This is a genomic window from Streptomyces sp. RLA123 (assembly GCF_056270165.1).
Window position 1 is genome coordinate 2,963,574 of the sequence record NZ_JBWDOR010000003.1, and the last position, 18,376, is coordinate 2,981,949.

Genomic DNA, 18,376 nt, shown 5'->3' on the forward strand with positions numbered 1-18,376 from the left:
CGGCTACTCCAGTCCCTGGTGTTCGCGCACCGGGGCCGGCCGCCCGAGGGCGGCCGGCCGGCGTCGATCACTGTGGCGCCCTGACCCCTGGTCAGCCGGCGTTGATCACCGCGTTGATCTGGTCGTCGGCGGACTTCGCCGCGTCCTCGATGGACGCCTTGCCGACGGCGATGTCGTTGAGCATGTTCTGCAGGATCTGCTTCTTCTCGACCTGCAGCCAGCCCGGGGCGGTCGGGACGAACCAGGTGTTCTCGTTGGCGCGGGCCGAGGCGGCCGTCGCCGGGTCGTCCTTCAGCGGCGCGAGCAGGGACTTGGCGTTGGGCAGGTTGCCCTTGGAGATCAGGACCTTCTGGGCCGCCGTGTTGGTGAAGTCGTTGATCCAGTCGGCGGCGAGGTCCTGCGCGGCGGACTTGGCCGGGATGACCAGGTCGGAGCCGCCGATGAAGTTCGGCAGCAGGTCGCCGTTCGGGCCGGGCAGCGCGAAGGTCTCCAGGTTGTCCTTGAGCTTGCCGGTCTTGTCGGTCTTCGGGTCGGCGGCCGCGCCGCCCTCCCAGCTCGCGCCGTAGATGAGCGCGGACTTGCCCTGGCCGTAGACGATGTAGCGGTCGGACTCGTCCTTGTTCTTGTCGCCGTGGAAGTACTTGTCGAGGACGCCCTTCCAGGTCTTGAGGCCCTCGATGGACTTGGGGTCGGAGAGGGAGGCGGTCCACTTGCCGCCGTCCTCCTTGGCCACGTCGCCGCCGGCGTCCTTGACGAAGGCCAGCGCGGTGTACCAGTCACGGCTGGGCTGGTACCAGGCGGAGAACTTGTCGCCGTTCTTCTTCTGGATCTTGTCGAGCGCGTCGGTCAGCTCGGCCCAGGTGGTCGGGGCCTTGGTGACACCGGCCGCCTTGGCGACGTCCTTGCGCCAGGTGCCGACACGGGCACCGGCGTAGTAAGGCACGCCGTAGGTCTTGCCGTTGTACGTGACCGAGCCCTCCAGGGCGTCCAGCCAGTCACCGGAGTTCTCGAACTTGCTCTTGTCGATCGGGGCGAACGCGCCCTTGACCAGGTAGCCGAGCGTCTCGGTGTTGCCCATCTCGACCACGTCCGGCACCTTCTTGGTGGCGAGGACGGCGTCGAGCTTCTGGTTCTTGGCGGTCCACTCGTAGTACTCGTGGTGGATCTTCACGCCCTTGTGCGCGGCCGTGAAGGCGTCGTCCGCCTGCTTCACCAGCTCGGGCCAGTTCTTCTGTGCGTCGACCGTCAGCCAGACGGTGATCTCCTTGGGCGCGGCGGCCTTGTCGGAGCCCTTGTCGTCCGAACCGCAGGCCGCAACGCCGGCGACCATGACTGCGACACCGATCGCCGCGATCAGCTTGCGCTTCACAACACCCTCCCCAGGGCAGTGAGTACCAAGTGGTGTAGACCAGTGCCCGAAGCTTGGCCTAGACCTTTAGGGGTGTCAAGGGTGTATAAGAGCACCGGTCGCGTCCGTTACCGGACCGACATCTGGGGCCCGTAACGCGATATGGCCCCTGACCGTGCCACGATGTGAGCCGCGAATGACGGAGGAGCCGGTGACGGCAGCACGACAGCACACGGGAGCAGAGGCGATGGACAGCGACGGCGAGACCGGGTCGGCGGTGACGGAGTCCGCGGATACCGCGGCGACCGCGGCCGGACGAACCGCCAGGGTGCCCAAGTACTACGGGCTCAAGCGCCATCTGCTGGAGCTGACGCGGACGATGCCGCCCGGCTCGCCGGTACCTCCGGAACGCACCCTGGCGGCGGAGTTCGACACCTCCCGCACCACCGTGCGCCAGGCCCTGCAGGAACTGGTCGTCGAGGGCCGGCTGGAACGCATTCAGGGCAAGGGCACCTTCGTCGCCAAGCCGAAGGTCTCCCAGGCACTGCAACTCACCTCGTACACCGAGGACATGCGGGCCCAGGGCCTGGAGCCCACCTCGCAGCTGCTGGACATCGGCTACATCACCGCCGACGACCGGCTGGCCGAACTGCTCGACATGAAGGCCGGCGGCCGCGTGCTGCGCATCGAGCGGCTGCGGCTGGCCAACGGGGAGCCGATGGCGATCGAGACCACCCACCTGTCGGCGAAGCGCTTCCCCGCGCTGCGCCGCAGCCTGGCCAAGTACACCTCGCTCTACACCGCCCTGGCCGAGGTCTACGACGTGCGGCCGGCCGAGGCCGAGGAGACCATCGAGACCTCGCTGGCCACCCCGCGCGAGGCCGGGCTGCTCGGCACCGACGTGGGCCTGCCGATGCTGCTGCTGTCCCGGCACTCCATCGACGCCGACGGACAGCCTGTGGAGTGGGTGCGCTCGGTCTACCGCGGCGACCGCTACAAGTTCGTGGCCCGGCTGCGACGCCCGTAATCCCCGGGGGAGGCCCGGAAGTTCCGGAATGGTTCCCGTCCGTGGAGATCGTTTCCATACCGCAATGCGGACGGGTAGTGACGTGCGCCTGCGCCTGACCTAGATTTCCTGCGCATTACACAGGAGTGAGATCAGGACGGAGCCGCAGCAATGTCCGAGCAACCATCCGGAACTCCGGTTCGGCCACCGGTGGCCACCCCCACCCGCGTGATCGCCGGTGTCTGCCTCGTCATCCCCTTTGTTGCCATGCTCTGGGTCGGCTCGTACGCGAAGCTGACCCCCGAGTTCATCGGCATCCCGTTCTTCTACTGGTACCAGATGCTGTGGGTGTTCCTCTCGTCCGGGCTGACGTACACCGCGTACGTCCTGGTCCGCCGCGAGGAGCAGGCACGGAAGGAGGCGTCGAAGTGAAGGACGGGGTCAACGGCGTCGCACTCGCCGTCTTCATCTTCTTCTTCGTGGTCGTCACGGTGCTCGGCTTCCTGGCCGCCCGCTGGCGCAGGGCGGAGAACTCCCTGCACCTGGACGAGTGGGGGCTCGGCGGCCGCAGCTTCGGCGGCTGGATCACCTGGTTCCTGCTGGGCGGTGACCTGTACACGGCCTACACCTTCGTCGCCGTCCCGGCGGCGGTGTACGCCGCGGGCGCGTCCGGCTTCTTCGCGGTGCCGTACACGATCCTGGTCTACCCGCTGGTCTTCACCTTCCTGCCGCGGCTGTGGTCGGTCTCCCACAAGCACGGCTACGTCACCACCTCGGACTTCGTCCGCGGCCGCTTCGGCTCCAAGAGCCTGTCCCTGGCGGTGGCCGTCACCGGCATCCTCGCCACCATGCCCTACATCGCACTCCAGCTCGTCGGCATCCAGGCGGTGCTGGACGTGATGGGCGTGGGCGGCGGCGCGTCGTCCAACTGGTTCGTCAAGGACCTGCCGCTGCTGATCGCCTTCGGCGTGCTGGCCGCGTACACGTACTCCTCGGGCCTGCGCGCGCCCGCGCTGATCGCGTTTGTCAAGGACACCCTGATCTACATCGTCATCGCCGTGGCGATCATCTACATACCGATCAAACTCGGCGGCTTCGACCACATCTTCGCCAAGGCGGGCGAGGCCTACGCGCAGGTCAACCCGGCCACCGGCAAGCCCCGCGGATCCCTGGCCCCCGGCGACACCGCGCAGTGGGCCTACGGGACGCTGGCGCTGGGCTCGGCCCTGGCGCTGTTCATGTACCCGCACTCGGTCACCGCGGTGCTCTCCAGCCGCAGCCGCGACGTCATCCGCCGCAACACCACCGTGCTGCCGCTGTACTCGCTGATGCTCGGCCTCCTGGCGATGCTCGGCTTCATGGCGCTGGCGAGCGGGGTCGGGGCGGGGATCACGGGCTACAACGGACAGCTGGCGATCCCTCAGCTCTTCGAGAACATGTTCCCGTCCTGGTTCGCGGGCGTGGCCTTCGCCGCGATCGGCATCGGCGCCCTGGTGCCCGCCGCGATCATGTCGATCGCCGCGGCGAACCTGTTCACCCGCAACATCTACAAGGACTTCATCAAGCCGAACGCCACCCCGGCGCAGGAGACCCAGGTCTCCAAGATCGTCTCGCTGCTGGTCAAGGTCGGCGCGCTGGTCTTCGTCCTCACCATGGACAAGACGGTCGCCATCAACTTCCAGCTGCTGGGCGGCATCTGGATCCTCCAGACCTTCCCGGCCCTGGTCGGCGGGCTGTTCACCCGCTGGTTCCACCGCTGGGCACTGCTGGCCGGCTGGGCGGTCGGCATGGTCTACGGCACCTGGGCCGCCTACGGCGTCGCGAGCCCCGCCCAGAAGCACTTCGGCGGGTCCTCCGACACCATCCCGGTCATCGGCCAGATCGGCTACATCGGCCTGACCGCCTTCGTGCTCAACGTGGTGGTCACCGTCGTCCTCACCCTGGTCCTGCGGGCCCTCAAGGCGCCCGAGGGCCTGGACGAGACGGCGCGGAAGGACTACACCGCCGACGCCGGCGACCCCGGCGTGCAGCCGGATCTGCCCGGCGATCTGCCGGACGTGCCGGTCGCCGCCGGCCACTGACGGCCGCTTCCGGCCACGGTCACGGGCCGCCGCCCTGGGACGGGTCGGCGGCCCGTCGTCATGCGGTACGCGCCTGCTCGGGCCGGTGGAAGGCACGGCGGTACGCCTGCGGGGTGGTCCCCACCCAGCGCGCGAAGTGATGGCGCAGCGTCGCCGCGTTGCCGAAGCCCGCGCGGACGGCGACCGCGTCCACGGTGTCGCCAGTGGCCTCCAGCAACTCCCGGGCCAGCAGGACCCGCTGGCCCAGCAGCCAGCGGTAGGGCGTCGTCCCGGTCTCCTGCTGGAAGCGGCGCGCGAAGGTGCGCGGCGACATGTGCGCACGGGCCGCGAGTTCGTCGACGGTCACCTCGCGGTCCAGGTGGCGCTCCATCCACCCCAGGACCTCGCCCACGGTGTCGCACCGGGTGCGCGGCAGCGGACGCTCGATGTACTGCGCCTGCCCGCCCTCGCGGTGCGGCGGCACCACCATGCGGCGCGCTATCGCGTTGGCCACGTCGCTGCCCTGCTCCTTGCGGACCAGGTGCAGACAGGCGTCGATCCCGGCGGCGGTGCCCGCCGAGGTGATCACGGGGTCCTCGTCCACGTAGAGCACGTCGGGCTCCACCCGGGCCAGCGGATAACGGTCCGCCAGTTCCTCGGCGTGCCGCCAGTGTGCCGCGCAGCGGCGGCCGTCCAGCAGACCCGCGGCGGCCAGGACGAAGACGCCGGAGCACACGCTGAGTACGCGCGCGCCGCGCTCCACCGTGCGGTTCAACGCCCGCAGCAGCTCCGGCGGGTACTCCCGGCGCACATAGGAGTCGCCGGCCGGCACCGCGACGAGGTCGGCCTCCTCCAGCCGTTCCAGCCCGTGCGAGGTGCCGATGGTGAAACCACCCGGGGAGGTCAGGGTGGGGCCCTCCGCGGAGGCCACGGCGAAGTCGTACACCGGCAGCCCGTCGGCCGATCTGTCGAGCCCGAACACCTCGCAGACCACGCCCAGTTCGAAGGGATGGACACCGTCGAGCAGCACCACGGCCACGTTCTGCAGCATGCGCACCAGCATGACAGAGCTCTGGCAGGATTTCGAGGGAGTACGACAGTCCTGCCACTCCCGGCAGGGGCGGACGAGGAGCACAGTCGAGGACATGGAAACCCTCCTCGCCACCGTCACCGCACTCGTCTTCTTCCTCCTTCTGGCGCTCGCCGCCCTGACCGGACACGTCCACGACTCCCGGGACGGTCACGACTGGCATGCGTGAACCGGGCAATCCGTGACCCCTCCGACACAACATCTGGTGGCGCCATGAGCGGGCGCCACTAGATGTATGCTCGACTCCGCTGTCGCCGCAGGGGAAGCCGGTGGGAATCCGGGACTGCCCCGCAACGGTGTGCGGGCGCCTTGAGGCATGCCCGCGAGTCCGAGTACCTGCCGACGGCACCGTCCGGCGCGCCGTCCGGACGGTGAAGTGTCCGGGCCTCGCGGGTTGGGCCGGCGGACGCGCCGCGGCATGCCCTGCCCTGCGTGCGCCCCGCTCCTCCCTCTCGCGTCGTCGCCGTACGAGGGAGAGAGCACACGTGACCATCGCGCCCGCAGCACCCGCCACCGCATCGGACCCCGCTTCACCGGGAACCGAGTTGCTGAGCTCCCTGACGGAGCTGACCGCAGACCTCCCCGACACCGACCCCGGCCGGGTCGCCGCCGCCGCCCTGCGCGGCCGCAGCGCCGCGGCGGACGAGGCGGAACTGCGGGCGCTGGCCACGGAGGCCGCCGCCGGGCTGATCTCGGAGGACCCCCAGTACTCCCGCCTCGCCGCCCGGCTGCTGACGATCGCCATCGCCGAAGAGGCGACCGGCCAGGGCGCGGTGTCCTTCTCCGCGTCCATCGCCGTCGGCCACCGCGAGGGCCTGATCGCCGACGGCACCGCCGAGTTCGTGGCCACCCACGCCGCCCGGCTGGACGGCTTGGTCGACGCCGCCCTCGCCGGCCGCGCCGACGACCGCTTCGGCTACTTCGGCCTGCGCACCCTGCACAGCCGCTACCTGCTGCGCCACCCGATCACCCGTCAGGTCATCGAGACCCCGCAGCACTTCATGCTCCGGGTGGCCTGCGGTCTCGCCGAGGACCACACCGTCCGCGCGCTGGACGAGGTCGCCGCGCTCTACGGCCTGATGAGCCGGCTGGACTACCTGCCCAGCTCCCCCACGCTCTTCAACTCCGGTACCCGGCACCCGCAGATGTCCTCCTGCTACCTGCTGGACTCCCCGCTGGACGAGCTGGACTCCATCTACGACCGCTACCACCAGGTCGCCCGGCTGTCGAAGCACGCCGGCGGCATCGGCCTGTCGTACTCCCGCATCCGCTCCCGCGGTTCGCTGATCCGCGGCACCAACGGCCACTCCAACGGCATCGTCCCGTTCCTGCGCACTCTCGACGCCTCCGTCGCCGCCGTGAACCAGGGCGGCCGCCGCAAGGGCGCGGCCTGCGTCTACCTGGAGACCTGGCACGCGGACATCGAGGAGTTCCTGGAGCTGCGCGACAACACCGGTGAGGAGGCGCGCCGGACCCACAACCTCAACCTGGCGCACTGGATCCCGGACGAGTTCATGCGCCGTGTCGACGCCGACGGCGACTGGTCGCTGTTCTCCCCCGCCGACACGCCCGAGCTGGTCGACCTGTGGGGCGAGGAGTTCGACGCCGCCTACCGCAAGGCCGAGGCGGCGGGCCTGGCCCGCAAGACCCTCCCGGCCCGCGAGCTGTACGGCCGCATGATGCGCACCCTCGCGCAGACCGGCAACGGCTGGATGACCTTCAAGGACGCCTCCAACCGCACCGCGAACCAGACCGCCGAGCCCGGCCGGGTCATCCACTCCTCCAACCTCTGCACGGAGATCCTGGAGGTCACGGACGACGGCGAGACCGCGGTCTGCAACCTGGGCTCGGTCAACCTGGCCGCCTTCGTCAGGGACGGCGCCGCCGGGCAGGACGTCATCGACTGGGAGCGGCTGGACGCCACCGTCCGCACCGCCGTCACCTTCCTCGACCGCGTGGTGGACATCAACTTCTACCCCACCGGGCAGGCCGCCTCCTCCAACGAGCGCTGGCGCCCGGTGGGCCTGGGCGTGATGGGTCTTCAGGACGTCTTCTTCAGGCTGCGGCTGCCCTTCGACTCCGCCGAGGCCACGGCGCTGTCCACGCGGATCGCCGAGCGCATCATGCTCGCCGCGTACGAGGCCTCCTGCGACCTCGCCGAGCGGCACGGCCCGCACCCGGCCTGGTCCGAGACCCGCGCCGCCCGCGGTGTCCTGCACCCCGACCACTACGCGACCGAGGCGAACTGGCCCGAGCGCTGGGACGCGCTGCGCGCCCGCGTCGCCACGTCCGGCATGCGCAACTCGCTGCTGCTCGCCATCGCCCCGACCGCCACCATCGCCTCCATCGCGGGTGTCTACGAGTGCATCGAGCCGCAGGTCTCCAACCTGTTCAAGCGCGAGACGCTGAGCGGTGAGTTCCTCCAGGTCAACTCCTACCTCGTGGACGAGCTGAAGAAGCTCGGCGTCTGGGACGCGCAGACCCGCGACGCCCTGCGCGAGTCCAACGGCTCCGTCGAGGGCTTCCACTGGATCCCCGCCGACGTCCGCGCCCTGTACCGCACCGCCTGGGAGCTCCCGCAGCGCGCCCTGATCGACATGGCCGCGGCCCGTACGCCGTACCTCGACCAGAGCCAGTCGCTCAACCTCTTCCTGGCCTCGCCCACCATCGGCAAGCTCAGCTCGATGTACGCGTACGCCTGGAAGCAGGGCCTGAAGACGACGTACTACCTGCGCTCCCGCCCGGCCACGCGCATCGCCCAGTCCGCCCGCGCGGCCGCCCCCTCGGCCATCCCGCTCCAGCAGACGACGCCCGAGGCCGAGGCGATCGCCTGCTCCCTTGAGAACCCCGAGTCCTGCGAGGCCTGCCAGTAATGAGCTCCACCAAGAAACTGCTCGACCCGGGCTTCGAGCTGACCCTGCGTCCGATGCGCTACCCGGACTTCTACGAGCGCTACCACGACGCCATCAAGAACACCTGGACCGTGGAGGAGGTCGACCTCCACTCCGACGTCGCCGACCTCGCCAAGCTCTCCCCCGGCGAGCAGCACATGATCGGCCGCCTCGTCGCCTTCTTCGCCACGGGCGACTCGATCGTGGCCAACAACCTCGTGCTGACGCTCTACAAGCACATCAACTCGCCCGAGGCACGGCTGTACCTGTCGCGGCAGCTCTTCGAGGAGGCCGTGCACGTCCAGTTCTACTTGACGCTGCTCGACACCTACCTGCCCGACCCGCAGGAGCGCGCCGCCGCCTTCGACGCGGTGGAGAACATCCCCTCCATCCGCGAGAAGGCACAGTTCTGCTTCCGCTGGATGGACTCCGTGGAGTCCATCGACCGCCTGGAGAGCAAGGCGGACCGCCGGCGCTTCCTGCTCAACCTGATCTGCTTCGCGGCGTGCATCGAGGGCCTGTTCTTCTACGGCGCCTTCGCGTACGTCTACTGGTTCCGCTCCCGCGGCCTGCTGCACGGGCTCGCCACCGGCACCAACTGGGTGTTCCGCGACGAGTCGATGCACATGGACTTCGCCTTCCACGTCGTCGACACCGTCCGCCAGGAGGAGCCCGACCTCTTCGACGAGGAGATGGGCAAGCAGGTCACCGCCATGCTGGAGGAGGCCGTCGAGGCCGAGCTCCAGTTCGCCCGCGACCTGTGCGGCGACGGCCTGCCCGGCATGAACACCGACTCCATGCGCGAGTACCTCCAGTGCGTCGCCGACCAGCGCCTGGTGCGTCTCGGCCTGCCGGCCCACTACGGCTCGGAGAACCCGTTCTCCTTCATGGAGTTGCAGAACGTCCAGGAGCTGACCAACTTCTTCGAGCGCCGCGCCTCCGCGTACCAGGTGGCGGTCGAGGGCTCGGTCTCCTTCGACGACGACTTCTGATCCGGACCGCGGGGGTGAGGCTGCGGGCGGCGACAGCCGCCCGCAGCCCCACCGTTCGTCAGCCGGTCAGAAAGCGGTGACCTGAAGAACGTAGACCCGCTCGTGCCGGGGAACCACCATGTAGAGGAAGAGGCCGTCCGGCACGACAGCCGTCTTCGTACCCTCCCCGACACCTTGGAACGTGGCACCGTCGAGGTAGCGGGCCTCGGCGGCGCGGACCAGTTCCCCGGCCTTCTCCTCCACCTGCGCGACCAGCGTCACGGGAGCGGGGTTCCCCCGCCGATCACGTACTCCTCGCCGGGCTCGTACTCCCAGACCCAGCTCACCCATCCACCGCCGCGCGGGCCTCGTCGAAGACGGCCCGGATCTCCGCCATCGCCGCCTTCCACAAGCGGTCGTCCCTGTCGAGGATCTGAGCCGCGTGTTCCGCCGACCGCAGGCGCGCGGCGGTGTCGAGGTCGCGGGCGATCTCGACGTGGACGGCCCACGCGGCGAGGAACCCGCGCAGCGGCTCGATCGAACCCGACTCGGCGGAGAGGGCGATCGCCTCGTTCTTCTGCTGCTCCATCTCGGCGAGGCGGTGAGGGGCCACCTGCGCGAGCGCCACACGGAGCGCGTCGGGCGTTCTCTCCGGCCGTGCGATGAGCTCTGCCTCGTGACGCTCGGGCTGCGTGGTCATGGTGCGGTCCTCCTCGCGGTACCGCGGTTCAGCCTAGCCACTCCGGTCGCGTCACGACGCTTGTCCCGCACGCGGCCGGACCGCGGACCGGGAGAAGAGCCGGTCGCGGTGCCGGGCGGCGCCTCAGTCGTTCGGGACGGTCTCGTACTTCGGCGTCAGCTCGGCCATCTGCCGCAGCGCGTCCTTGCGGTCGCGCGTGGAGAGCCGGTCGATGTAGAGGTAGCCGTTGAGGTGGTCCGTCTCGTGCTGGAGGCAGCGGGCGAAGAAGCCCGTGCCCTGGACGACGACGGGGTTGCCGTGCAGGTCCTGGCCGCGGCAGACCGCGAAGTCGGGGCGCGGGAGCTCGGCGTAGGCACCGGGGACCGACAGGCAGCCCTCGTTGCCGTCGTCCAGGACGCGGCGCTCGGCGGGGAGGTCGTCGATGACCGGGTTGACGACGTGGCCGACGTGGCGGCCGCCGTCGTCGTCCGGGCAGTCGTAGACGAAGACGCGCAGGTTCACCCCGATCTGGTTCGCGGCCAGGCCGACGCCCTCGGCGGCGTGCTGGCTGGCGAACATGTCGTCGACGAGGGCGGCCAGGTCGTCGTCGAACGACGTGACCGGGGTGCACGGGTGGTGCAGGACCGGGTTGCCGACGACGGTGATGGGACGGGCGGTGCCACGCGCGCGGTGGGCCGCCTCACGTTCCTCGGCGTCCGTGACGTCGTCGGTGAATGCGGTCTGCTCGGTGTCCTGCTGCGACATGGTCCGTCGTACGCCTTCCTGGGGCCTGCTTCAACGCTCGATAGCCCATCAAGGGTACGTGCACCCGACCGGATCAGCAGACCTCTTCGAGATCACGCCAGTCCCGGGTGTCCGGGCTGTCCGCCACCCAGCTGTCCAGCAGCCCCCGCACCAGCCCCACCGGGGCGGCGATCCCGCACTCGCGCTCCGGGGCCCACAGGGCGCCCGGGCTGCGGTGGCTGAGGTGCCCGGGGTGGCCGGGCTCACCCTGGTCGTGCGGGTCGCGGGAGGCGTCGGAGCCGTCGTCGGTGGGCATCCGGCTCTCCGAGCACGTGCGGCACAGCAGCCGAACGGAGGACGACCAGTCCTCGGCGGCGTACCCCGCGTCGGCGGCCAGCTGCTCCAGCGCGTCGCGATCGGCCTCGGTGGCGGCCTCCAGCAGCACCAGCCAGGTCGGCACGGGAGAGGGCGCCCACAACTCGATCTCGTCGAAGACCGGGTACGTGGCGCCGTCGGCGGTACGGCGCTCGCCGTGCGGCACGCCGTCGTGCAGTACGACCTCGCCCCAGCGGCGCCCCGAGGAGGGCAGGGGGATGCTCAGCACCTCGATGCGGGCCGGGTCGAGCCGGCGGCCCCACACCACTTCGGCCTCGCCTTCCGGGGAGAGCCGCACGGTGGAACTGCCGAGTTCCATCTCGATCGTGCCGGTGCCGGCGGTGTCGGGCCGCAGCCCGTAGGCCTGCCAGGCGCGCCGCGCCAGCGGCCAGTCCTGGAGCGCGGTGGCGGCGATGCCGACGTTCCACCAGTCGGGGGCCCCGGGGGCCCGGTCGAGGAGGGCGACGGCCCGCAGGCCGGTGGTGCGGGCCTGCTCCCAGTCGTGCCGGAACTTGTGCAGCAGTGCGAGGTTGTACCAGGACTCCGAGCGCCAGGGCTCCAGATCCGCGGCGCGGATGAGGAGCGCACCGGCGTCCTCGTACCGCCCGTCGCTGATCAGGGTGAACGCGCGATCGGTCGCCTGCCGCCAGGTGGCGGAGGGCCGATGGCGTGCCCTGCCGAAGATCTTCAAGGTGTCCCGCCTGCCGTTCGCTTTCGCCGGTGCTCCACGGTGTCCCGTCCGTCCCCCCACGTCCCGTGCTCAGCGGTGCTCATCAGTCCTCCTTGCCATCGGCAGGGCCTGTCACACACGGCCGGGCTCGCCGGTTTGCCGGCATGGGCGACATGCGTGCCTCTCGGGCGCTCTGCGCCCCTGCGGGCATCCAACCATGCCCCTTGGTACGCCCGCTCATTACCGGCCGGTTCACTGCCCTTCCCTGGCAATGACCCTGGTCAGGGCCTCGACCACGCGGGGGTCGTATTCCAGGGCGGTGTCCAGGCGCAATCGTTCCAGCGCCTGCAGTCCCCGGCCCACGGGGGCCCCGCCCCCGGCCAGGTCCTCGTAGGCGTTGGCCGTACGCACGATCCGCCCGGCGAGCGGCTGTTCGCGGTACGGATCGGCCTGGCCCTCGACGATCCGGGCGACTTCCTCGGACGCCCCCGTCCGGCGTACGACGGCCGCTCCGAGCAGGGCGATGCGGCGGCGTTCCTCGGCGTCCAGGGGCGCGGTCGCGCCGCCGGGTACCGGGTCCACGAGGGAGAGTTGGCCGATGTCGTGCAGAAGGGCGGCGTGCTCCACGGCGGCCAGGGCCCGTCCACCCAGGCCGAGTTCCCTGCCCAGGGCGTGACTGAGCGCCCCGACCCGGCGGGCGTGGCCGGACGGGGTGTAGCCGGCGAGGTCGGTGGCCCGGGCGAGCGAGGCGACCGTCGCGCGCCGCGTCGCCCGGATCGCCGCGTGCCGCCGGAAGGCGGTCTGCGTCAGCAGCAGCGGAACCGCGCACACCGGCACCGCCCACAGCCCCGCCGCCTCCACCGCCTGCGCCAGCACCGCCCCGCCCGCGCACACCGCCGACCCGACGCCGGGCAGCGCGGCCACCTCGTCCCGCAGCACCGGCGCGAAGGGCTCCCTCGTCCGGGCCGCGGTCAGCCAGGCGGCCAGGACGGCGTCGCACAGGATGGTGCTGGCGAGCAGCAGCACGGCGTACACCGGGTGGCCGCCGCTGCCGCCGTACAGCGGCTGCGCGCAGACCGCCGCGAAGCCGGTGGTCAGCACCCGCCGGGCGGCGGCGTCCCACGTCCCGCCACGCACCCGTCCGGCCAGGACGGCGCAGCCGACGACCGTGACCACGACGGGCACCGTCCCGGTGCCGACCAGCGCGTATCCCAGCGCCCCGGCGAATGCCACCGGCGCCGCCTCCCGGCCGTCCGCCTCGGCGACCCGGAGCACCTCGCCGACCACGATGAGCGCCCCGAACACGGCGGCGGACGCCGGGTCGGCCACCCCGTGCACGGCCGTCCAGCCGAGTCCGGCGGCCCCGGCGGCGAGGGCGAGGGCGTGCGCCGCGTGCGCGACCGACGGGGTCCGCCCGCGGTGGTGGCGGCGGCGCACCAGCCCGCTCGCGACGGCCACCGCGGCCGTCGCCGGTGTGGCACGCCGGTGTCCGCGGCCGCCCGTCCCGGTCACGCCCGCCGCCCCTTGCCGCCGCGGCGGCCCGGCGTCCGGTCCGGACCGCCGTGACCACGGGCGTGCCGGCGCGGCGCGACGACCCGTCCGGCGACCGGAGTGACGCCGGCGGGACCGGGGGCGGCGGCGAAGGGTTCCGGCTCGTCCGTGGTGAGCGCGGGGTTCCAGCCGTCCCGGTCCACGATGCGCACCAGCGCCTCGACCATCTCGGGGTCGAAGTGGCGCCCGGAGCACCGGCGCAGCTCCCCGAGCGCGTCGCCGACCTCCCGGGCGCGCTGGTAGCTGCGCGCCGACGTCATGGCGTCGAAGGCGTCGGCGACGGCGACGACGCGTGCCGAGGAGGGGATCGCGTCGCCGGCCAGGCCGTGCGGATAGCCGGAGCCGTCCATGCGCTCGTGGTGGTGGAGGATCGCCGAGCGGGCGTCGTCCAGGAAGTCGATGCCGCGCACGATGTCGTGGCCGTAGCCGGGGTGCAGTTCGATGATGCGCCGTTCCTCGGGGGTGAGCGGGCCGTCCTTGCGCAGTACGCGCGTCGGGACGCCGATCTTGCCGATGTCGTGCAGGATGCCCGCCAGCCGCAGGGCCTCCACGCGGTCGGCCGGCAGGCCGATCTCGCGGGCGATCAGGGCCGAGGCGCGGCCCACGCGTTCGCTGTGGCCACGGGTGTAGCGGTCCTTGATCTCGACGGCCTGCACCAGGGCGCGCACCGTGGCCTGGTGGGTGGCGCGTTCGCGCTGCGCCTGCCCGGCGACCCAGCGCGCGATGTGGGTCGGCAGCAGCGCCAGAACGGCCGCGAGACTGCCGTACGGACCCTGCCAGAGCACCGCCGCCAGCAGCCCCACCAGCGCGTACGTGAGGTTCGGTGCGAGGGAGCCGAGCACGGCGTCACGCCACGCGGGAACCGCGGGCACCCGTTCGGCGGCCATCAGCACCCCACCGGTCAGCGCGGCGGACACCAGCCAGAACACCAGCGCGACTCCCGCCGCGGGGAGCAGCAGCCCCGGCAGCCGGTCGAGCGGCCCGTCGTCGAGGATGCCCCGTACCCGGGCGGCGGTGTACGCGGCCAGCGAGAGCTGCGCGGCGTGCCACATCCGGCGCACCACGCGAGGCTCGCCCCGCACCGGGGCGGCCAGCGCGCCGGGCACCGCCACGAGGGCGGCCGCGCCCGGCGGCAGCAGCAGCGCGGCGGCGAACAGCACCGGCGGCAGCGGGGCCCGGGCCAGCTCACCGGCGAGATACAGGGCGGCCAGCGCAGCCGCGGTCGCCCAGGGGACGCCGTCGTAGGGTGCGGTGACGATCGCGCCGCAGGCAGCCAGCACGACGGCGGGCAGGTAGACCCGCGCCATCGGCGGAAGTTCCCGCACCACCCGCATCTCACGCACGGCACGAGGCTAGGGGCGCGGTCGCCGGCCGGCGCGGGAGCAGCCGGGATTCCCGCCTTCGGGTGATCCCGCGTGACCTCCCACGGTACGGATGGGGCGTCGCGCAGCGGCCCCGTACGTCGATCCGGCGGTACCCATGGGCACCGCCGGACTCGGCGGGCAGCGCCCGCCTGACGTTTCAGGAAGCCGCGGTGGTCGCGTCCCCGCCCTCGAGCGGGCCGGGGACGGGCGCGACCTCGCCCTCGCGGATCAGCTCGATCCGGGTGAGGACCTTGGACCGCAGGTCCGTGGGGACGTCGTCCTGGCCGCAGCACCGCTTGACCAGCTTCTTGACGGCCTGCTCCAAGCCGTACTTCTCCAAGCACGGGTGGCACTCGTCGAAGTGCTGCTTGAACTTGGCGCAGGCGTCATCGGACATCTCGTTGTCCAGATACTCGTAAAGGTGGTCGAGTACCTCGGAACAATCCGTCTCATGCGCGTTGCCGCAGCTCATGTCCCCGAGCCCTTCTCGTCGCCCGCGCCCGCCGGGACGAGCCCGCGCTCCCGCGCGTAGTCCTCCAGCAGCGTGCGCAGCTGCCGCCGCCCTCGGTGCAGACGCGACATCACCGTACCGATGGGCGTACCCATGATGTCGGCGATCTCCTTGTAGGCAAAGCCTTCGACGTCCGCGAGGTAGACCGCGATCCGGAATTCCTCCGGGATCGCCTGCAGCGCCTGCTTCACATCGGAGTCGGGCAGGTGGTCCAGCGCCTGGGACTCCGCGGAGCGCAGGCCGGTGGACATGTGCGACTCCGCACGCGCCAGCTGCCAGTCCTCGATCTCCTCCGTACCGCTGCGCTGGGGCTCGCGCTGCTTCTTGCGGTAGGAGTTGATGAAGCTGTTGGTGAGGATGCGGTACAGCCACGCCTTGAGGTTGGTCCCCTCACGGAACTGGTGGAAGGACGCGTACGCCTTGGCGTACGTCTCCTGCACCAGGTCCTCGGCGTCGGCCGGGTTACGGGTCATGCGCAGCGCCGCCGAGTACATCTGGTCGAGGTACTCCAGGGCGTCCCGCTCGAAGCGCGCGCTGCGTTCGAGGTCCGACTCCTGGGATACCTGGACCTGCTCGTGTACCTCGGACGTACTGTCGTCGGTGCCGCTGACCGGACCCACCTCCTCCACGACGGTCACGGGGCCATACACGGACCCCACGCCATCGGAGGATATCCCGGGCGGGATCGGTGCGCTGGTCGTGCCCGCCGCACCACCCGTCGCCGGCCACTCGGGCCAGGCCAGGTAAGGCGCCTCGGCACGGGCGCGGCATGCGGCTGTCGCCATGCGGCTTCCTCACTGTACGTACGAACTTTCGTCTGGACGCCTGACACAACACGGCCCGGTCACGGCTCATTCCCGAAGTCGCGACAGGTCCCCCAGCCAGCCCAGCACGGCGTCCGTGAGGATCGTCACAGCCTCCTCCTGACCCAGGTCCGCGGACTTCGGCACGGCGAATCCGTGGTCGGCGTACGGCACCTCGACCGGCTCGTGGCCGGGCGGGAACTCCTCGGGCCGCCCGAAGGAGTCCCGGCCACCCTGGACGACCAGGGCCGGGACGCCCGCGCCGGTCAGCTCGTCGGCCCGGGACTTCTCGGGCCTGCCCGGCGGGTGCAGCGGGAAGGACAGCGCCAGCACCGCGGCCGCCCCGAGCGCGTCGGCGGTGCGGCAGGCCACCCGCGCCCCCGCGCTGCGGCCACCCGCGACGACCGGCAGACCCGGCGCGGCCAGCGCGGGCCACAGGGCGGTCCAGGCCGCGTCGAGCGTCTTCGGCGCGGGCGCCAGCTTCTTGCCGGCCACCCGCCAGGGCTGCTCGACCAGCACGACGGTCCAGCCGTGCGGTGGCAGGACGGCCGCCAGCGCGCGCAGGTCCCGGGCCTCGATGCCACCGCCCGCGCCGTGACCCAGCGCGACGACGGCGCGCGCCCCGCGCGCCCGGTGCCAGGTGATGCGGGCGTCCCCCACGGGGGTGGGCACGGTCTCGACGGTGTCGGAGATCACGTTCACCCTCGCAGTCTGCCACCGCGGACGGTCAGAACAGCGTCGCCTCCTCCGGCGCCTCGATCGGCTCCACCAGCTCGGGCCCGTTGTTGCGGACGTTGCTGACCTCGGTGCGCACCGGGTGGGCGCGCAGCAGGCCGTGGCCCGGCGGGACGAGCAGTTCGCGCAGCGCGCCGGGGTCGGTGCGGGCGGGGTCGAGCCAGGCGTCCCACCGGTCGGAGGTGAGCCACAGCGGCATGCGGGGGTGGATGTCGGACAGGGCGCGCGGGCCCCCGGGGCGCGCGTCGGCGTCGGCGAAGGGCTCGGTGTCGGCCTCGGTGGTGATGACGGCGCAGGTGACCCACCAGGCGCCCGGGTGCTCGTCGGGCAGGGTGCGGTCGCGCCAGAACTCGTAGAGCCCGGCCATCGCGAAGACCGAGCCGTCGACGGGGGTGACGAAGTAGGGCTGCTTGCGGGGCCGCTTCTTCCTGCCCCGCTCCTCCAGCTGCCGCTCGTCCTTCCCGGTGACCCACTCGAAGTAGCCGTCGGCGGGCAGCAGGCAGCGGCGGGAGGCGAACGGCCGCTGGTAGGAGGGCTTCTCGTGCACCGTCTCCGCCCGTGCGTTGATCATCTTCACGCCGGTGTCGGGGGACTTGGCCCAGCTCGGCACCAGGCCCCAGCGCAGGGCGCGCAGTTGCCGGACGATCTCGCCGGTCTCCTTGTCGGGGCGCTCCAGCACCGCGTAGGTGCTGTCGGTGGGAGCGACATTCCAGTTGGGGTCCAGCGCCTCGGTGGGATCCCATTTCCGCACGTCGAAGAGGTCCACGAGGTCTTCGGGCCTCCGGCTCGCTGCAAATCGACCGCACATGAGTGTCCAGATTGCCACGGCGCGGGCACAGCTCGCCGTCGTAGGGTGCGGAACCGTGCAGCTCATCGACTCCCTCTTCGGCACCCAGCCCGCGCCGTCCGCCTGGGTGGCCGGGGCGACGGCGGCCGTCGCCCTGGCCGCGGTCCTCCCGCACGGCACATGGCGGCTGTCGCGCAACGCCGTCACCATCGCGCACGAAGGCGGCCACGGCCTGGTCGCGCTGCTGTCAGGACGCCGCCTTCAGGGCATCCGGCTGCACTCGGACACCTCGGGTCTGACCGTCTCCCGCGGCAAGCCCTACGGCCTCGGCATGATCCTGACCGCAGCGGCGGGCTACACCGCGCCCTCGCTCCTCGGGGCGGGCGGCGCGCTGCTGCTGGCCGCGGGGCACATCACGCTGCTGCTCTGGGGCGCGACCGCGCTGCTCCTGCTGATGCTCGTCATGATCCGCAATGCCTACGGGGTGCTGACGGTCCTCGTCACCGGCGGGCTCTTCCTCCTGGTGTCGTGGCTGACCGAGCCGCAGGTGCAGGCCGTCTTCGCGTACCTGGTGGTGTGGTTCCTGCTCCTGGGGGGCGTGCGCCCGGTGCTGGAGCTCCAGCAGAAGCGACGCGGCGGAGCGGCGCCGAGCTCGGACGCGGACCAGCTGGCGCGCCTGACCCACACCCCGGCCGCCCTGTGGATGCTGCTCTTCTACGCCGTCGCGCTGTTCTCGCTGTTCGGGGGCGGACGCTGGCTGCTGGGGCTGTAGTCCCCGTGTAGCCCTTGCG

At 71.6% G+C, this 18,376-nt stretch carries 18 protein-coding genes and 1 riboswitch; of the genes, 6 read left to right on the plus strand and 12 right to left on the minus strand.

Going from position 1 to position 18,376, the window contains the following annotated elements; all coding sequences use genetic code 11:
- Positions 1-91: 91 nt before the first annotated feature.
- The gene (locus tag RV983_RS13250; protein ID WP_475985991.1) at positions 92-1,369 is read right to left on the minus strand and encodes an extracellular solute-binding protein; all 1,278 of its coding nucleotides are present in this window, start codon (positions 1,367-1,369) and stop codon (positions 92-94) included.
- A gap of 226 nt (positions 1,370-1,595) precedes the next feature.
- Here RV983_RS13250 and RV983_RS13255 point away from each other — a divergent pair, with 226 nt between their 5' ends.
- The 3 genes from RV983_RS13255 to mctP all read left to right on the plus strand — a co-directional run bounded on the left by RV983_RS13255 (position 1,596) and on the right by mctP (position 4,435).
- A complete protein-coding gene (locus tag RV983_RS13255; RefSeq protein WP_475990309.1) occupies positions 1,596-2,375 on the plus strand; it encodes a GntR family transcriptional regulator in 780 nt (259 codons plus the stop codon).
- A 150-nt stretch (positions 2,376-2,525) separates the two neighbouring features.
- Positions 2,526-2,786 carry a DUF3311 domain-containing protein gene (locus tag RV983_RS13260; protein ID WP_475985992.1) on the plus strand — a complete coding sequence of 87 codons (261 nt, stop codon included), beginning with the start codon at positions 2,526-2,528 and terminating at the stop codon, positions 2,784-2,786.
- On the plus strand, positions 2,783-4,435 hold the full coding sequence (mctP, locus tag RV983_RS13265; protein ID WP_475985993.1) for a monocarboxylate uptake permease MctP: 1,653 nt from the start codon (positions 2,783-2,785) through the stop codon (positions 4,433-4,435). The genes RV983_RS13260 and mctP overlap by 4 nt, the downstream gene beginning before the upstream one ends.
- A 58-nt stretch (positions 4,436-4,493) precedes the next feature.
- Here mctP and RV983_RS13270 read toward each other — a convergent pair whose 3' ends face one another.
- The gene (locus tag RV983_RS13270) at positions 4,494-5,465 is read right to left on the minus strand and encodes a helix-turn-helix domain-containing protein (protein ID WP_475985994.1); all 972 of its coding nucleotides are present in this window, start codon (positions 5,463-5,465) and stop codon (positions 4,494-4,496) included.
- Positions 5,466-5,764: 299 nt separating this feature from the next.
- A riboswitch (cobalamin riboswitch) is annotated at positions 5,765-5,841 on the plus strand.
- A gap of 148 nt (positions 5,842-5,989) precedes the next feature.
- Here RV983_RS13270 and RV983_RS13275 point away from each other — a divergent pair.
- Together RV983_RS13275 and RV983_RS13280 are read left to right on the plus strand one after the other, a co-directional pair.
- The gene (locus RV983_RS13275) at positions 5,990-8,377 is read left to right on the plus strand and encodes a ribonucleoside-diphosphate reductase subunit alpha (RefSeq protein ID WP_475985995.1); all 2,388 of its coding nucleotides are present in this window, start codon (positions 5,990-5,992) and stop codon (positions 8,375-8,377) included.
- Positions 8,377-9,387: a ribonucleotide-diphosphate reductase subunit beta gene (locus tag RV983_RS13280; RefSeq protein ID WP_475985996.1), complete on the plus strand. Its 1,011-nt coding sequence runs from the start codon at positions 8,377-8,379 to the stop codon at positions 9,385-9,387. Before RV983_RS13275 ends, RV983_RS13280 begins: the two co-directional genes overlap by 1 nt.
- Before the next feature lie 66 nt (positions 9,388-9,453).
- Here the strand turns inward: RV983_RS13280 and RV983_RS13285 are convergent, their stop codons facing one another.
- The 10 genes from RV983_RS13285 to RV983_RS13330 form a co-directional block, all read right to left on the minus strand.
- A complete protein-coding gene (locus RV983_RS13285; RefSeq protein WP_475985997.1) occupies positions 9,454-9,648 on the minus strand; it encodes a hypothetical protein in 195 nt (64 codons plus the stop codon).
- Positions 9,649-9,709: 61 nt separating this feature from the next.
- On the minus strand, positions 9,710-10,066 hold the full coding sequence (locus tag RV983_RS13290) for a DUF6247 family protein (RefSeq protein WP_475985998.1): 357 nt from the start codon (positions 10,064-10,066) through the stop codon (positions 9,710-9,712).
- Between the two features lie 123 nt (positions 10,067-10,189).
- Positions 10,190-10,810 carry a peptide deformylase gene (gene def, locus RV983_RS13295; protein WP_475985999.1) on the minus strand — a complete coding sequence of 207 codons (621 nt, stop codon included), beginning with the start codon at positions 10,808-10,810 and terminating at the stop codon, positions 10,190-10,192.
- Between the two features lie 73 nt (positions 10,811-10,883).
- Complete coding sequence (locus RV983_RS13300; protein ID WP_475986000.1) at positions 10,884-11,855, minus strand: tetratricopeptide repeat protein; 972 nt, start codon at positions 11,853-11,855, stop codon at positions 10,884-10,886.
- Positions 11,856-12,086: 231 nt separating this feature from the next.
- On the minus strand, positions 12,087-13,271 hold the full coding sequence (locus RV983_RS13305) for an HD-GYP domain-containing protein (protein WP_475990310.1): 1,185 nt from the start codon (positions 13,269-13,271) through the stop codon (positions 12,087-12,089).
- Between the two features lie 71 nt (positions 13,272-13,342).
- Positions 13,343-14,710 (minus strand): HD-GYP domain-containing protein, encoded by a 1,368-nt coding sequence (locus RV983_RS13310; RefSeq protein ID WP_475990311.1) that lies wholly within the window; start codon positions 14,708-14,710, stop codon positions 13,343-13,345.
- Between the two features lie 196 nt (positions 14,711-14,906).
- Positions 14,907-15,221 carry a mycothiol system anti-sigma-R factor gene (gene rsrA / locus RV983_RS13315; protein ID WP_475986001.1) on the minus strand — a complete coding sequence of 105 codons (315 nt, stop codon included), beginning with the start codon at positions 15,219-15,221 and terminating at the stop codon, positions 14,907-14,909.
- A complete protein-coding gene (locus tag RV983_RS13320; protein WP_475990312.1) occupies positions 15,218-15,880 on the minus strand; it encodes a sigma-70 family RNA polymerase sigma factor in 663 nt (220 codons plus the stop codon). Before RV983_RS13320 ends, rsrA begins: the two co-directional genes overlap by 4 nt.
- A gap of 231 nt (positions 15,881-16,111) precedes the next feature.
- Entirely contained in the window at positions 16,112-16,756 is a 645-nt protein-coding gene (locus tag RV983_RS13325) for an alpha/beta hydrolase family protein (protein WP_475990313.1), read from the minus strand.
- A gap of 34 nt (positions 16,757-16,790) precedes the next feature.
- Entirely contained in the window at positions 16,791-17,606 is an 816-nt protein-coding gene (locus RV983_RS13330; RefSeq protein ID WP_475986002.1) for an SOS response-associated peptidase, read from the minus strand.
- On the opposite strand from RV983_RS13330, the gene RV983_RS13335 reads away from it, so the two are divergent.
- Positions 17,605-18,357, plus strand: coding sequence for a M50 family metallopeptidase (locus RV983_RS13335; protein ID WP_475986003.1), 753 nt, complete (start codon positions 17,605-17,607; stop codon positions 18,355-18,357). The genes RV983_RS13330 and RV983_RS13335 overlap by 2 nt on opposite strands.
- The last annotated feature ends 19 nt before the right edge of the window (positions 18,358-18,376 follow it).